The organism is Nocardia sp. NPDC006982 (assembly GCF_042869435.1).
In the GTDB taxonomy this organism is placed as follows: Bacteria; Actinomycetota; Actinomycetes; order Mycobacteriales; family Mycobacteriaceae; genus Nocardia.
The window spans coordinates 1-14,256 of the sequence record NZ_JBIAFV010000005.1; the positions used below are offsets into that span (position 1 = coordinate 1).

Sequence of the window (14,256 nt, forward strand, 5' to 3'; positions counted from 1 at the left end):
GGCAGGAGCCCACATCATCGGCACCGGCCGAGCCACACACCGGGACGCGGCCCGCGATCTCGGCGTCCACAAGTTCGTCGACCTGGACGGCGAACTCCTGGAGGACGTCGGCGAGGTCGACGCAGTACTCGACGTGATCGGCGGCGACATCCGCGACCGCTCCACCGCGCTACTACGCCCCGGCGGCACCCTCGTCACCATCACCGATCCACCCACCATCCACCCCCACGACGGCCGAGCCATCTTCTTCGTCGTCGAACCCAACCGCGAGCAACTGGCCCAACTGGCCACCCGCCTCCACGATCGCCGGCTCATCCCTCTGGTCAACGCCGTCCGCCCCCTGGCCGACGCCCCCGCGGCCTTCAGCCCCGAGGGACGCACCCGCGGCAGAACGATCATCAAGGTGACCACCGACTGACGCTCGCCGGTCCCGGTCGAGGCAGGCGTGGTACCGGCGAAGCTTCGCTGGCGTTCCGCTGTGCACTACCGGCTCACCGACACCGGAATCGTCAGTCCGCCGCCTGACGCGAACAACACGCCCACATCCCGTCTCGCGGCACCGGCAGTCACTGCCGATGCGACTGCCGCGCGGCGCCTCCGTCGTACTCCAGCGCTCCGGTCGACGGATCATTCGGATCAGCTACGTGGTGTTTCCCTCGGCAGTGTCGTCTGGTGCATCTGGGTAAGCGTCTGAGAACTCGTCCGCGAGCTCGGGCTGCCCGTCGTCGCGGGTCGGCAGCGAGTTAGTGCACGTCTGCCAGGTCGCGCTGGCGCCGCCTCTGGTAGCGATTGCTGTCAGTTCTCGCGGTCGGCGGCGTCGAGGCCCGTGGCTCGGTCCGGTGTGTGGTGTCGCAGGCGGTCGTTGTCGGCGCGGAGGTCGGCGTTGAGGTCTTCGAGATCGAGGATGCGCGCTATGCCGGCCAGGTTGATCCCGGAGGCGGCCAGGGCGGTGATGCGGTACAGGCGGGCGAGGTCGTCGCTGCTATAGCGGCGGGTGCCGCCCTCGCTGCGGGCGGGAATGAGCAGCCCGTGGCGTTCGTACAGGCGCAGGGTCTGGATCCCGATGCCGGCCAGCTCCGCGGTGACCGATATCCCGTAGACGGCCTGCGCGGGATCAGGCAGATGCGACCCGGGATGCGAGCGTGGCGGCATACCTCTTCCTTACCTTCGATGTCCTATCAGATTTTCTATTTTAGGTTCTTGCACTCTTCGGTATCGAGTGCTAAAACAAATCTATGCCAGATGACATAGGTTATCTGCCTTGACAATGGAGATTGGAGTGAGTTGGAGGTGGCGACCATGCTGATGCGCACCGATCCCTTCCGTGATCTGGATCGTTTGACCCAGCAGGTGTTCGGCACACCGGCACGGCCGGCTGCGATGCCGATGGACGCCTGGCGTGAGGGGGACGAGTTCTTCGTGGAACTCGATCTGCCCGGCATCGACCCGGACTCGCTGGATCTGGATATCGAACGCAACGTGCTGACAGTGCGGGCTTCGCGACAAGAGCTGGACTCGCAGCGGTCGATGATCGCCGCCGAACGTACCCGCGGAGTGTTCGCCCGCCAACTGTTTCTGGGCGAGAACCTCGATACCGACGCGATCCGCGCCGACTACCGCGACGGGGTACTGCGCTTGGTGATCCCGGTGGCGGAGAAGGCCAAACCCCGCAAGATCGAGATCGCCCGCCACGATCACGAGCGCCAAGCCATCAACGCCTGAGCACCCGGCCCGGCGCTTCCCCGTAGGAGGCAGCGTCATGACCTACACCAACTCGAGCCTGTCCGGCACTGAACCGCTCGACGCCGTGTTGCTCGATCTCGATCCCGACCTCGAGCAGCTTTTCGGCGAGGTCGAGCAGGTCCTGCGCGACGCCCTCGCGCGAGCACCGAGCACCCCGCCGGTCCCGGTGCCCAAGCCGGGGCCCCGGCTTGGGCCAGTGCACTGCGAATACTTCGCCCGGTTGCGTGGCCGCTGGCCCACTACCGGGCGGGCCACCCAGCGAAGCCCTCCGGCTATCGCGGGTCCCGCTGTCCCGGCAGCATGATTACCAGCGATGAGAGCGAGGTGATGCCCGTCCTACAGCAAGAAAATCGTTCTCACCGGGTGGAACGCGTGGCCCGAAGCCTGCCCACCAGCACAGACCCGCAGCCCGAGGACTCCCGGTTCGACCGGGGTGGCCCTGGCCGGGCGTGCACAGCCACCTGATGTGGCAGCCAGGCCGAAACCGCGTCGCGCCCGCCCGCGAGAGCACGTCACAGATCCTTCCATCCACGGGTGGGCCCGGTCAGCACTTCCGGGCCCACCCGGCCCGTTCGCCGGATGATCGACCCCGCGACAACGTCGGAGGAGGCCAAGTGTCATGACCACATTCGCAGCCGGCAGCGACCTCGACCGCGCCGACCAGAACATCCCTGTCGACGACACCGATCGCGATATCGGCTTGGACACCAGCGCGCTGCACCCGCTGGCCGAACGCATCCGTGCCGCCTTCGACACGGCCGATATCACCGACCGCATCGACCAAGCCTGGATCACCCCACCCGCCGATGACCACGACATCCTCACCTACTGAGCCCATCCACCCCCACATCCACACCGGCGCGGACTGCCGCTGGCAACCCGGCCACGTCGCCTGGTTCAACGCCGAGAAAGGCTTCGGGTTCATCACCCCCGACACCGGTGACGCGGTGTTCGTCGACTACCGCGTGATCGCTACCCCCGGCTACAAAACCCTCACCTCCGGGCAACCGGTCGTCTTCACCGCCACCGACACCGCCCGCGGCCCCGAAGCCACCCAGGTCCTCACCTACCCCGGCGCCCGCACCAAACCACGCGGCCCACATATCGACGCCACGCGCCTCGACATCACGCACCGAGCCGTCCGCAGTACACCGTGCCGCGACCGCGCCGCATGATCGGAGACATCCCTCGTGACAGCAACACTCCCAACCCCCGGCCGGGTTTCGGCAGACCTTCCTGCGCGTCGAACACGCACGGACACAACCGATCTCGATGGCATACCGGTGGTGCACTGGCCCGAACCCAGCCCCCTCGAATCATGGTGGAACACCGTCATGAACGCCCCATCGACCCGACCCGCTCGGTCTCGCCGTTAGCGGCGATGCGCTGACAGCCATACCGCCGATGCGCCGGATCGCCGCGGCACTGCTCGACTCAACCGACCGGGAGTTTCACCACCGGATTGGGGCCCAAGTCGGTGACGTACACGTTGTTCGCCGCGTCGACCGCCACATCCTGCGGATTCTTCAGGCCGGAGAACGGCAGCGTGGTCGGTGCCGACGCGCCCGCCGCCAACCTCACCACCCATTTGTTGTCCCAGTCGACTACGTACACGTCACCCGACGCGTCGACCGCCACACCCTGGGGATCTTTGAGCCCGGTGAACGGCAGCGTGGTCGGTGCCGACGCGCCCGCCGCCAACATCATCACCCGCTCGGTGCCCAATTCGGTGACGTACACGTTGCGTGCCGTGTCGACCGCCACACCGTGGGGATCTTTGAGCCCGGTGAACGGCAGCGTGGTCGGTGCCGACCCGCCCGCCGCCAACATCACCACCCGATCATTTCCCTGGTCGGTGACATATACGTCTCCCGCGGTATCGACCGCCACCCCCTGGGGACTCTTCAGGCCGGTGAACGGCAGCGGGGACGGCGCCGACGCGCCCGCCGCCAACTTCATCACCCGATCGTTACTCGTGTCGGTGACGAATACGTTCCCCACCGCGTCGACCGCCACACCTTGGGGATTCTTCAGGCCGGTGAACGGCAGCGGGGACGGCGCCGACGCGCCCGCCGCCAATTTCACCACCCGATCGTTACCCATGTCGGTGACGAACACGTTCCCCGCAGTGTCGGCCGCCACACCGGTGGGCAGGCTGACGCCGGTGAACGGCAGCGGAATCTGTGGCGAGTAGGCCGGCGAGATAGCTGCCGGCGAGTTGCCACCGCCGCCTGACTCCCGTTGGACGCCGACGATCACCGCTACGGCAGCCAACACCGCAACCACGGCCCCGACGGCGAGCAGCCCGGCGGTCTTGGGCGACAATCTCATTCGCCGCGCATGGCGCGCATCCACGCCCCCGGTGGCGCCGGCCGCGGAATCGTCTACCGCGGCGCAGGCGGCCGCGGCCAGCTCGCGCACGGTCTGGTAACGCTTGTCGGGGTTTTTGGCCATTCCCTTGGCGATGACCGCATCGAACGCAGGCGGTACATCGGGTGTGGTGGTGCTGGGACGCGGCGGCGGGGTGTGCAGGTGATGGGCGATCACGCCCTGCACCCCCGCTGCGCTCGCAAACGGCGGCCGGCCGGTCAGGCACTCATACAGCACGCACGTCAACGCGTATACGTCCACTCGGGCATCGGTCTTGATCTCCGAGCCGATCTCCTCCGGCGCCATGTAGGCGATGGTGCCGATGGTCTCGCCGATCGTGGTCAGCGTACGGTCGTCGGCGGCGTGGGCGATCCCGAAGTCGATCAGGGAGGCGAACTCATCGGCCCCTAGCAGGATGTTGGTGGGTTTGACATCGCGGTGGACCAGCCCGGCGTCGTGGGCCGCCTGCAGCGCGCCGGCCACCTGTGCGATGATCGCCACTGCTCGCCGCGGCGACAAGGCCCCTTCTTCCGTGATCACCTTGCGCAGGTCGGTGCCTTCGATCAAGCGCATATTCAGATAGAGCCGACCGTCGATGTCGCCGAAGTCGTGGATGGGGATTACATGCGGCTCGGTCAACTGCGCTACCGCCCGACACTCCCGGCGGAACCGCTCGCGCAGCTGCTCGTCATCGGCGAAGCGCTCAGGCAACACCTTGAGCGCCACCACCCGGTTGGTCAGCGAATCATGCGCCCGCCACACCTGGCCCATGCCGCCCTGACCCAGCAGCGACAGCAGCCGATAGCGTCCGAACGTCTCCGCTGACCCTCGCGTGGCGTCCCCGCCACTCACTGCCGTGTCATCCATTGTGCCGTCCCGTGACCACCCGACTGGCAAACGGTGTACTTGCCGTGCGCGGATCGTGTCGAGAGATCCGCCAACAAACCTCTAGCAACTTCAGCGTACCTCTGAGCCATACGATCAACTTTCGTGAATCCGGCCGTCCAACACCGCTCGGAGGCCTGGGCCATATTGCACAAAAGGCCCGTCCGACAGCGAACCGATTACGGTGCTCGGTGCTCGGTGCTCGAACCGCTGCACTTCCATGCCCACGCCGAGCTCTACGATCGCGCCGCCAACCGGCCGCGCTATGGCAACGACTCCACGCCGCGCGCTGTGTCGCGGCACCAGCTCGTCGAACTCGGTGCCGGCACCGGGCTAGCAACGGGCCGATGCTTCAGACCAGCGCCATCGTCACCGCGGTCGAGCCCGGCCCAGCCCTTGCCGCCCGCCTGCATCGCCGCTGGCGCGAAGGTACACGGACGCCGACCTCACAACTGGGTATCGGGGCCTTGTGATACCGCGGCCCTGGATAGCATCGATTCTCGTACAGATCGAGGAACGCCGAGGGGCTTGTGTTGACGAACGACCATCTTGACCGCTGGAACGCTCACGAGGCTTCGGCGGAGGCGATGATTCCGATCATTGGCAGGCTGTACCGCGAGAAGGGGGTGACCATCCTCCTGCACAGCCGGTCGCTGGTGAACAAATCGGTGATCAGCATTCTGCGGACGCACCGGTTCGCGAGGCAGATCGAGGGTGAGGAACTGTCGATCGAGGAGACGCTGCCGTTCCTCGAAGTGCTCAGCGCGTTGGATCTGGGGCCGTGCAAGATCGACCTCGGCCGGTTGGTGATGACGTATCGCACCGACGATCGCGGGCTATCGATTCCGGAGTTCACCGCCGCAGTGTTGGCCGATGTCACCGACGGCAACAAGGCCGAGTCGCAGGGACCGCGGGACGTCGTGCTGTACGGCTTCGGTCGGATCGGTCGTCTGGTCACTCGTCTGCTCATCGAGAAGGTCGGTTCCGGCAATGGGCTGAACCTGCGGGCCGTTGTGGTGCGCAAGGGCGGCGAGGAGGATCTGGCCAAGCGGGCGTCGTTACTGCGGCGGGATTCGGTGCACGGCCAGTTCAATGGAACGATCAAGGTCGACGCCGAGAACGACACGATCATCGCCAACGGCAACGTCATCAAGTTCATCTACAGCGATGATCCGACGACGATCGACTACACCGAGTTCGGGATCAACGAGGCGATCCTGATCGACAACACCGGCAAGTGGCGTGACCGTCAGGGCCTGTCGCAGCACTTGCGGCCCGGCATCGCGAAGGTCGTGCTCACCGCCCCGGGCAAGGGCGACGTTCCGAATATCGTGCACGGCGTCAACCACCGCGACCTCGATCTGTCCGAGCAGATCTACTCGTGCGCTTCGTGCACGACCAACGCGATCGTGCCGCCGCTCAAGGCGATGGATGACGAGTACGGCATTGTCCGCGGTCACGTGGAGACGGTGCATTCCTTCACCAACGACCAGAACCTGCTGGACAACTTCCACAAGGCCGACCGTCGTGGTCGCTCCGCGCCGTTCAACCTCGTGCTCACCGAAACCGGCGCCGCATCCGCGGTCGCGAAGGCGATGCCGGACTTCAAGGCCAAAATCACCGGCAACTCGATTCGCGTTCCCACACCGGACGTTTCGGTCGCGATCCTGAACCTGCAGCTCGAGCGGGAGGTCACGAAGAGCGAAGTGCTCGAGTACCTGCGCCGGGTATCGCTGTCCGGACCGCTGAGCCGCAACCTCGACTACACCGCGGCCACCGATGTGGTTTCGAGCGATTTCATCGGATCCCGCGCGGCGTCCATCGTCGATGCCAATGCCACCATCGTCGACGGCGACACCGCGATCCTGTACCTCTGGTACGACAACGAATTCGGCTATTCGTGCCAGGTGGTGCGGACGGTGCAGTTCATCTCGGGCATCGAGTACCCGACCTACCCGCAGCTGGGCGCGCAAGATCGCGCCGCCGTTCCCGCGGCCGCCGCGCGGTAGTCCGCACAACGACACGTTCGGCCGAAACCTGTTCTGCCATAGCGGTTTTCCGCGAGTAGCGGCGTGACTCACGCCGCTACTCGCCGTCGCCAACGCCGCGACCCGCGACGGCAATGCGGCCCCAACCCGTCGACGGTCCACGGGTTTTCACCCGGCTTGGTCAGCCCGCCGCAGGTGTCGCCGTGGCCGTTCGCACCCCCTAAATTTCGACGACACGGGATCCGACCGTCAGCCAAGGCCGTGATCACTTGCCACGCCGGGAAGTAGCGCAGACTCGATCGTTGAGACGTGAGTTCGGCCGGTCAGCTCCAAGCGGTCAGGTAGCCCCGCAGGCGGCGTCGAGAAGGGTTGCCGCGGCAGCGCGGGCGTTTGCGGCGGCGGCGGGTTGCCCTGCGATGGCGGCGGTGGTCTGGGCCCCTTCGACGAGGATCGCGATCTGCGCAGCGACGGCCTCGGGGGCGCCCGCGTCGTGGACCAGTTGGGCGAGGTATCGCTGGAAGCCGTCTTTGTGTTCGTGCACGGCGCGAGTGACGTTCGGCGAGCCGGCGCTCAATTCACCGAAAATATTGATGAAGGCGCAGCCGTGGAAGTCCGGCTGGCGGAACCACATGTCGAGGAAGTCGAAGACGGACAGGACCTTCTCGCGTGCGGTGACCGCGTTCTCGGCGCTGGCGGCGATGCCGTCGTTCCATTGGGCCCTGCGGCGGTGCAGGACGCCGACGATCAGGTCGTCCTTGGAGGGGAACAGGGAGTAGATCCGTTTCAGGGATATCCCCGCGTCGCTTCGGACCGCGTCCATGCCAACGGACTGAACTCCGCGCGCATAGAAGAGTCGGTCGGCTGCTTCCAGCACCCGCTCCCGAGCTGCCGTGTCGTCGATCATGGTCATTCCCCTTGCGCTGAGAACGTGCGTTCTCTACTGTAATGCACAGTCCGGAGAACGACCGTTCTCCAGCTGATTTCAGGAGGATGGCAATGGCCACCATCACCGTCGGAACCGAGAACAGCACGCCGATCGAGCTCTACTACGAAGACCACGGGACCGGTCAGCCGATCGTGCTCATCCACGGCTACCCACTCGACGGCCACAGTTGGGAGCGGCAGTCCCGCGAGCTGATCGCCGCTGGCTACCGGGTCATCACCTACGATCGGCGCGGCTTCGGGCAGTCGAGCAAGGTCGGCACCGGATACGACTACGACACCTTCGCCGCCGATCTCAACACGCTGCTCGAGACACTCGACCTGCACGAGGTGATCCTCGTCGGCTTCTCCATGGGCACCGGCGAACTCGCCCGCTACGTCAACAGGTACGGCCACGAGCGTGTCGCCAAGCTCGCCTTCCTCGCCTCACTCGAACCGTTCCTGGTGCGCCGCGACGACAACCCGACCGGTGTACCGCAGGAGGTCTTCGACGGTATCGCCGAGGCCGCCCGCGCCGACCGGTTCGCCTGGTTCACCAAGTTCTACGAGGATTTCTACAACCTCGGCGAGACACTCGGCAGCAGGATCAGCCAGCAGGCCGTCACCGCCAGCTGGAACACCGCGACCGTCTCGGCGCCGGTGGCCGCATACGCGGTCGTCTCCTCCTGGATCGAGGACTTCCGCGCCGACGTCGCCGCGGTCCGCACCTCGGGCAAGCCCGCGCTGATCCTGCACGGCACCAAGGACAACATCCTGCCGATCGACGCGACCGGACGCCCCTTCCACGAAGCCTTCCCGGAGGCCGATTACGTCGAGGTCGAGGGAGCCCCGCACGGGCTCCTGTGGACCCACGCCGCGGAGGTCAACGAGGCACTGCTGCGCTTCGTCCGCTCCTGAACATCACCTCCGGCGGGGTCACGGACCGCGCCGTGTCCCGCCGGAGGGCTCACAGCAGAAGGTAGGAAAAACGGCGGATTCGCGGCAACCAAGCATGCAGGTCGGTTAAGTCGGCTAGGTCGGCAACGGTGGATACCCGCACAAGACCGCGGTGCAGACGGGTCCACTCCGCGAGTTGGCTGTCCGGGAATGGCCCGACGATCCGGTTCGCCCAGATCTGTTCGGACCGCTGCGGTTCGACGCCGGCGACGAACCGATCCCACGACGTCTCACGCGGACGGTGCGTGAGGCCACCGTCGGTCCCGTTGGCTGGCTCGGGCGGGGCGTCCAGCACACTGCCGAGCAGATGCGCGCGTACTGTGAGCAGCCCGAACAGGACCACCACCGCCTGATACTCCCCTGGGCGGCCGTCCATACCGAGGAACCGTGACGCCTCGGACAAGTCGCGAGTCGCTCGCACCATGCGATAGAGATTGAGCAGACGTTTGGCTTCACGCGGTGTGTCGATCAGCGGGTCGAGGGCGGCCAGCAGAGTTATCTCAGGTTCGGTGAGCGGTCGAGGCCGTTCGATCCGGCCACCCGCCCGCCGTTGTGCGTCGACCTCGGATCCGGTCTCGATGGTGATGTCGGCCGCAGCCGCAACTTGGCCGGAGTCGGGCCGACTGGCAGGTGAATTGTCTTCGGCGCCTTGACTGTCCGACGTTTCGGTGGACCGGACCTCGGCTCGGACGGTAGAGAACGAGCGGAGCAAGCGGTCCAGGCTCCCAGAGGGCATGGCGGGCAACGCAAGCGGAATGTTGAGGATCTTCTCCAGATAGTCTTCGGGTGTGTGCCGGTTTTCCGCCGGACCCCCGAGCCCGTCGTGCAGCAAATCGGCGTACTGACTGCGCAGCGAACGGAGCAGCCAGTTCGGGTCGACTCCGACCACGACGACGAAGAGTTCGAAGGCCAGCAACAGGTGTACCGCCTGGAGTACCTCGACGACCTGGTCGGGACGGCACCGATCGAGATCATCGATATACAACACGATTCGGTCGACCGGCCTGCGGTGGTCCGCCCATTCCTCGGGCTTGTCCCGCCACTCCCGCATCAGCTCGGCGAGCTTGACTGCGCTCAACGAATCTCCCCAACCGGGCTCGCCGAAATGCCCCACCCGTGAGCGGTGTCGATTATAGGGGTTCGCGGTTGCCGGTGGTGGCTCGGCGGAGGTTGTCGGCGGTGGCTTGGTGGTCGCGCAGGCGGTAGGAGTCGCCGTCGAGGTTGATGACCATCGATCGGTGTAGCAGGCGGTCCAGGAGGGCGGCGGCGACGGTGTTGTCGCCGAGGATTTCGCCCCAGGATCCGACGCCGCGGTTGGTGGTGATCGCGATCGAGGTTTTCAAATATCGTTGCGACACAACCTGAAACAGAGCGGAAGCGGCCTCGGCGGGCAACGGCAGGTATCCCAATTCGTCAATGACCAGGAGCGCGGGGCCGGCGTAGAAGCGCATGGTGGTGGCCCAGCGGCCCTCGATCGCGGCGCGGTGGCAGCGGGCGGCCAGGTCGGCGGCGGTGGTGAAGTAGGTGCGGTAACCGGCGTGCGCGGCGGCCCGCGCCAGACCCGTTGCCAGATGGGTCTTTCCAGTGCCGGGGGTTCCGATCAGCAGGACGTTGGTGGCGGTTTCGAGGTAGCGGCAGGTGCCGAGTTCGTCGAGCAGGGGCCGGTCGATGCCGGAGGCGGCGTCGACGTCGAAGTTGGCCAGCGACGCCGGGGTGGGCAGGCTGGCGAACCGCAACCGGCCCGCCAGGCGGCGGGCCTCGGTGTCGTCGACCTCGATCCGCAGCAGCTTCTCCAGTGTCGCTGTCGCCGAAAGGTTCTGCGTGGTGGCATCTTCGAGGACCGATGGCAGTGCCTCGGCGGCGGCGTGGAGTTTCAGCGTGGCCAGGTGCGACCGGAGTTGCTGGTAGCGGGTCGCGGTTTCCTCGGCACCGACGGCTTTGGTGGCGCGGCGGGTGGTTTTCTTCGGGGTAGGGCTGGTCATTTTCGGCTCCTGGCTGTGGCGGCGCGCTCGTAGGCGGCCAGATCGGTGACGGTGGCGTTGGTGGCGGCCGAACCGTTGGCAGGGTCGGCGGCGGCGCGCAACGCCGCAGCTGCGGCTCGGGCGGCGTCGCCGGGTGGGATGCGTTCTTTGCGGCGGTGAGGGCGCCCGGTGTTCGCCGACGCCATCGCGGCGGCATCGAGGGCCACGACGTGGCCGTGGTCACGGACGGTCGCGCCGAGACCATCGGCGGCGCGTGCGTGGCGGGCGATCACGATGCCGGCAGTGGTGGCGATGTCGATGATGTTGCCGCGCAACGGTTGCGCGACGATCACCGTCGCCGAGGCCAGTTCCGGAGGCACCGAGTAACGGTTACCGCGCCAGGAGATCATCGCCTGCCGCGAGGCGACCCGGGGCTCGGCGACCATCGCCGGATACGCCTGGGCAGGCAAGGGCCGCAACGGTTCTCGCGCGGCAACGGTCGCGACACTCGCCCGGCCGTCAGCGGTCGGCCGCAGCCGGGTGTCGGTGCGCAGCGAACAGAACTTGTCCAGGCTCGCTTGGGCCTGCTCGACGGTCACCTCGTCGGCCAGAGTGCGCCACCAGCGTTGCGCAGCAGTGTGATTGGCCTTCTCCACCACGCCTTTGCGGTTCCCGCGACGGGGCGGGCAGATCACCGGCACCACCCCGTAGTACTTCGCTACCGCGGCGAACGACGCGGTCACCTGCCCGCTGGAGGGATGGCAGACCGTCGACATGCGGTCGAACCGCCACGACCCGCTCACCCCGCCGAGGGCGCGGGCCACGCGATCGAGGCCCTCGATCAGGTGCGGCTGATCGGTGGACGGCGCGAGATAGCCACGCCACCGGCCCGAATGGGCCAGGGACCCGACCAGCAGATGCGCGTTCGCGCCCCACCCCCACGTGGCCGGCGGATTCGGCAGATCGACCCAGTCCCATTGGGTTTCACCGCCGGGCGGGTGCGCGATGACGGCGTTGGGGCGTTCGGTCGCGGTCCGGCACGCCTGGCACACCGGCCGCAGTTTTCGGTTGCGGATGTTGCGTGTCAACGACTGATACGACAGCGGGAAACCCAGCGGCTCCAGCTCATCCATCAACGTCTGCGCCCACAAGTGCGGGTCTTCTTCCAGACGCGCGGTCACGTAATCGACGAACGGATCGAACGGATCGGGCAGATGCCGTTTCCGCACGCCAGGGGTACGTTCCCCGGCCAGATACGCACGAATGGTCTTTCGGTCACGGCCGGTATGCCGGGCGATCTGCGAGATCGTCCACCCCCGTGCACGCAGGGCACTGATTTCCACATCTTCCTCACGTGTCAACATGGAAAAGCGGGCCTCCTCCGAACGAAAGCGCTGGTCAGGTGTGGTAACCACCAGCATCGAAGGAGGCCCGCCCTTCACGGCGGAGCCACACGGGACAAATGGGGAATATCGGTGAGCGTGAAGTGGGGAAGTTCGGTGAGCGCCGTCAAGCTGCTGGAAGTCCTTCCGAATCGTCGAGATAAGCCCCAGATTGCCCGCGAACGAATCGCTTCGGGCGCGATCGGCCAGGAAGGCGTACAGCCGACGGCCCGGTGTGAGCTGAGCCAGCTGTCGGCCTAGTTCACCCACGTGGGCGACGACATCGTCGAGTTGTGCTTGTGCGACACGCTGTTCGGCCTCGGCGTCGCGCAACGCGGCGAGCTTGTCCGACATCTCCTCGCCGATGGCCGCCGCGGTCGCCGAACTCCACTCGGACTGCAGATCCTCGGTGACCTGGCGTAGGCCACGCAGTCCGCCGCGGGCTCGAGTGAGCAGAGTGATGCCTAGACCGCCGGTGCCCAGTGTCACCACCCCGAAGACCGCGGTCACCCATTCCCGCACCGCCGGTACCAGTGCCGCCGCAACTACCCCGACCACGAGCAGACCAACCGCGACGACAAGGGCGATGCGCCCCTTACGATCGGCCGAGGCCCGGCGCAGTCAGTCTGCTTCGGTCAACGTTCCCTGCAGCTGCGCGGCGAAGAGCTTCGCCTGCTCCACCTGATCGGAAATGCCGAGCTGCCGCCACAGGCCATCGACCCTGCTACCGAACTCCGCAGAGTTCCGCAGCGCGACAATGAGATCCGCCGCGCTGGCCTCGCGCTGGGCAATGGCCCGGTCGATCTCTTCCTGTAGCGCGGCGGCGGTAACCCGCGCATCCTGTGTCGCCATCTCCAGATGCCGTCTCTGGTCGAGCCTTTTGACGAGTTCGGTACGCAGTTGCTCGGACCGTTCCCGCGATGTCAATTCCGGCTCGGCCAGTTGCCGGAATATCTCGTCGCCGAGACTGGCCCACAGATTGCTATCCGCGTAATGCCAAGCGTTGAATCCGATCTGCACGATTTCCCGCTGGTATCTGGTGTCACCGGAGTTCGCGAGCCCGCGAATCCGATCTCGCAGCATCGCCATGAAATAGCTCTTGCCTGAACCCCATTTGCCGAAGATGCCGACCGACAGCGGCAACGGCGTTTCCCGGTCGGCGATGACTGTGGCCAGCATCGAGACGTACGGAGCGAAGCCCAATTCGTCGTCGGTCAGCGGGATCCCCTGGCTGGGATCGACCAGGTCTCGTGTGACTCCACCAGCAAGCTCCACGGAGGAATTGGCCACTTCCGCTGCGCGGACGATCCGGTTGAATTCCTGTTCGATCGGATCGGCAACGTCATCGGACGACGCGAGATACACGACCTCGTCAATGGTGCTCCTCGGCAGTTGTCGCTGTGCATCGACGAGGGCGGGAACGACGATCGCCGCAATTCGGCTTGCGGGCTCAGCCAACGCTCCGGCACCCAACAGCGGAACTCCGACTCTCCTTGCCTTGTTCTCGGCGGCAACACCGATCGCGCTGCTGATTGCGAGCGATACCGAGGCATCGGTCACGTCTCCGGCGTCATTAGCCTCCGCACGAGGGGTGACAAGGACCGCCCATCGCAGTGTTGCGCCGCCACTTTCCGGATCTTCCAGAAACAACACACTTGGTCGATCCGGGGTGATCTGCTCGAAAGCAATGGAATCCCACCTAGCTCGCGGGAATTGCAGCTGCAACGAACGACCGAGGTTGCCGAGCGCACTGCCGACCGATACGACAATCGTATCTATGTCCAGTTCCCATGGCCGACTCGTGCGAGCGACCGAATAGCGAACGCCCCCAATCGTTCCGAGATATGTGATGGACGAATGGACGGGACTCGTCATAGCGCCGCCTTCACATGCCGAGCGTGCGCAGTTGTATGGATCGATGGGTGAAGCCTGATCCAGCATTCACCATCCCCACCCCCGAGCTCGCTTCCCCTTGATACCGGATCTCGCTTGGACACGCGAATCTTAGTCCAGAGCGATCGAGCCCTTGCGTGAGTCTGCCCCGCGTAC

The 14,256-nt window shown here is 66.1% G+C and carries 14 protein-coding genes and 1 pseudogene; 8 read left to right on the forward strand and 7 right to left on the reverse strand.

All coding sequences use genetic code 11. From position 1 onward, the window contains the following. On the forward strand, nucleotides 1–418 hold a 418-nt coding region (locus ACFYOW_RS20500; protein ID WP_387290110.1), incomplete at its 5' end, for a zinc-binding dehydrogenase. A gap of 377 nt (nucleotides 419–795) precedes the next feature. Here the strand turns inward: ACFYOW_RS20500 and ACFYOW_RS20505 are convergent. After that, nucleotides 796–1,152, reverse strand: a complete 357-nt coding sequence (locus ACFYOW_RS20505) for a MerR family transcriptional regulator (RefSeq protein WP_387290111.1) — start codon at nucleotides 1,150–1,152, stop codon at nucleotides 796–798. A gap of 147 nt (nucleotides 1,153–1,299) precedes the next feature. On the opposite strand from ACFYOW_RS20505, the gene ACFYOW_RS20510 reads away from it, so the two are divergent. The 4 genes and pseudogenes from ACFYOW_RS20510 to ACFYOW_RS20525 form a co-directional block, all read left to right on the forward strand. After that, the gene (locus tag ACFYOW_RS20510) at nucleotides 1,300–1,722 is read left to right on the forward strand and encodes an Hsp20/alpha crystallin family protein (protein ID WP_387290113.1); all 423 of its coding nucleotides are present in this window, start codon (nucleotides 1,300–1,302) and stop codon (nucleotides 1,720–1,722) included. Between the two features lie 37 nt (nucleotides 1,723–1,759). Then, complete coding sequence (locus ACFYOW_RS20515; protein WP_387290115.1) at nucleotides 1,760–2,047, forward strand: hypothetical protein; 288 nt, start codon at nucleotides 1,760–1,762, stop codon at nucleotides 2,045–2,047. 315 nt (nucleotides 2,048–2,362) lie between these two features. Further along, nucleotides 2,363–2,575, forward strand: coding sequence for a hypothetical protein (locus ACFYOW_RS20520; RefSeq protein WP_387290117.1), 213 nt, complete (start codon nucleotides 2,363–2,365; stop codon nucleotides 2,573–2,575). 16 nt (nucleotides 2,576–2,591) lie between these two features. After that, nucleotides 2,592–2,804: pseudogene (locus ACFYOW_RS20525) on the forward strand (cold-shock protein); the annotation flags it as partial. Between the two features lie 373 nt (nucleotides 2,805–3,177). Here ACFYOW_RS20525 and ACFYOW_RS20530 read toward each other — a convergent pair. After that, the gene (locus ACFYOW_RS20530; protein ID WP_387290118.1) at nucleotides 3,178–4,980 is read right to left on the reverse strand and encodes a serine/threonine-protein kinase PknD; all 1,803 of its coding nucleotides are present in this window, start codon (nucleotides 4,978–4,980) and stop codon (nucleotides 3,178–3,180) included. A gap of 365 nt (nucleotides 4,981–5,345) precedes the next feature. Between ACFYOW_RS20530 and ACFYOW_RS20535 the strand changes: the two genes are divergently transcribed. Together ACFYOW_RS20535 and ACFYOW_RS20540 are read left to right on the forward strand one after the other, a co-directional pair. Continuing rightward, nucleotides 5,346–5,471, forward strand: coding sequence for a hypothetical protein (locus ACFYOW_RS20535; RefSeq protein WP_387290120.1), 126 nt, complete (start codon nucleotides 5,346–5,348; stop codon nucleotides 5,469–5,471). A gap of 60 nt (nucleotides 5,472–5,531) precedes the next feature. Then, nucleotides 5,532–7,007 (forward strand): glyceraldehyde-3-phosphate dehydrogenase, encoded by a 1,476-nt coding sequence (locus tag ACFYOW_RS20540; protein ID WP_387290122.1) that lies wholly within the window; start codon nucleotides 5,532–5,534, stop codon nucleotides 7,005–7,007. A 316-nt stretch (nucleotides 7,008–7,323) separates the two neighbouring features. Here ACFYOW_RS20540 and ACFYOW_RS20545 read toward each other — a convergent pair whose 3' ends face one another. Beyond that, nucleotides 7,324–7,890 carry a TetR/AcrR family transcriptional regulator gene (locus tag ACFYOW_RS20545; protein ID WP_387290125.1) on the reverse strand — a complete coding sequence of 189 codons (567 nt, stop codon included), beginning with the start codon at nucleotides 7,888–7,890 and terminating at the stop codon, nucleotides 7,324–7,326. A gap of 92 nt (nucleotides 7,891–7,982) precedes the next feature. Here ACFYOW_RS20545 and ACFYOW_RS20550 point away from each other — a divergent pair, with 92 nt between their 5' ends. Beyond that, nucleotides 7,983–8,825 carry an alpha/beta fold hydrolase gene (locus tag ACFYOW_RS20550; protein WP_387290127.1) on the forward strand — a complete coding sequence of 281 codons (843 nt, stop codon included), beginning with the start codon at nucleotides 7,983–7,985 and terminating at the stop codon, nucleotides 8,823–8,825. A 49-nt stretch (nucleotides 8,826–8,874) separates the two neighbouring features. On the opposite strand, the gene ACFYOW_RS20555 is transcribed toward ACFYOW_RS20550, so the two are convergent. The 4 genes from ACFYOW_RS20555 to ACFYOW_RS20570 form a co-directional block, all read right to left on the reverse strand. After that, nucleotides 8,875–9,942, reverse strand: a complete 1,068-nt coding sequence (locus ACFYOW_RS20555) for a P-loop NTPase fold protein (RefSeq protein ID WP_387290129.1) — start codon at nucleotides 9,940–9,942, stop codon at nucleotides 8,875–8,877. A gap of 52 nt (nucleotides 9,943–9,994) precedes the next feature. Next, entirely contained in the window at nucleotides 9,995–10,846 is an 852-nt protein-coding gene (gene istB / locus ACFYOW_RS20560) for an IS21-like element helper ATPase IstB (protein WP_387290131.1), read from the reverse strand. Then, nucleotides 10,843–12,189, reverse strand: a complete 1,347-nt coding sequence (locus tag ACFYOW_RS20565) for an IS21 family transposase (RefSeq protein WP_387291390.1) — start codon at nucleotides 12,187–12,189, stop codon at nucleotides 10,843–10,845. Before ACFYOW_RS20565 ends, istB begins: the two co-directional genes overlap by 4 nt. A gap of 639 nt (nucleotides 12,190–12,828) precedes the next feature. Further along, nucleotides 12,829–13,767, reverse strand: coding sequence for a P-loop NTPase fold protein (locus ACFYOW_RS20570; protein ID WP_387290133.1), 939 nt, complete (start codon nucleotides 13,765–13,767; stop codon nucleotides 12,829–12,831). Nucleotides 13,768–14,256 lie beyond the last annotated feature (489 nt).

Excerpts from the sequence above, each read along its gene's own strand:
- ACFYOW_RS20505 (WP_387290111.1), bottom strand. The coding sequence starts at position 1,152 with ATGCCGCCACGCTCGCATCCCGGGTCGCATCTGCCTGATCCCGCGCAG.
- ACFYOW_RS20510 (WP_387290113.1), top strand. The coding sequence starts at position 1,300 with ATGCTGATGCGCACCGATCCCTTCCGTGATCTGGATCGTTTGACCCAG.
- ACFYOW_RS20515 (WP_387290115.1), top strand. The coding sequence starts at position 1,760 with ATGACCTACACCAACTCGAGCCTGTCCGGCACTGAACCGCTCGACGCC.
- ACFYOW_RS20520 (WP_387290117.1), top strand. The coding sequence starts at position 2,363 with ATGACCACATTCGCAGCCGGCAGCGACCTCGACCGCGCCGACCAGAAC.
- ACFYOW_RS20530 (WP_387290118.1), bottom strand. The coding sequence starts at position 4,980 with ATGGATGACACGGCAGTGAGTGGCGGGGACGCCACGCGAGGGTCAGCG.
- ACFYOW_RS20535 (WP_387290120.1), top strand. The coding sequence starts at position 5,346 with ATGCTTCAGACCAGCGCCATCGTCACCGCGGTCGAGCCCGGCCCAGCC.
- ACFYOW_RS20545 (WP_387290125.1), bottom strand. The coding sequence starts at position 7,890 with ATGATCGACGACACGGCAGCTCGGGAGCGGGTGCTGGAAGCAGCCGAC.
- ACFYOW_RS20550 (WP_387290127.1), top strand. The coding sequence starts at position 7,983 with ATGGCCACCATCACCGTCGGAACCGAGAACAGCACGCCGATCGAGCTC.
- istB (WP_387290131.1), bottom strand. The coding sequence starts at position 10,846 with ATGACCAGCCCTACCCCGAAGAAAACCACCCGCCGCGCCACCAAAGCC.
- ACFYOW_RS20565 (WP_387291390.1), bottom strand. The coding sequence starts at position 12,189 with ATGTTGACACGTGAGGAAGATGTGGAAATCAGTGCCCTGCGTGCACGG.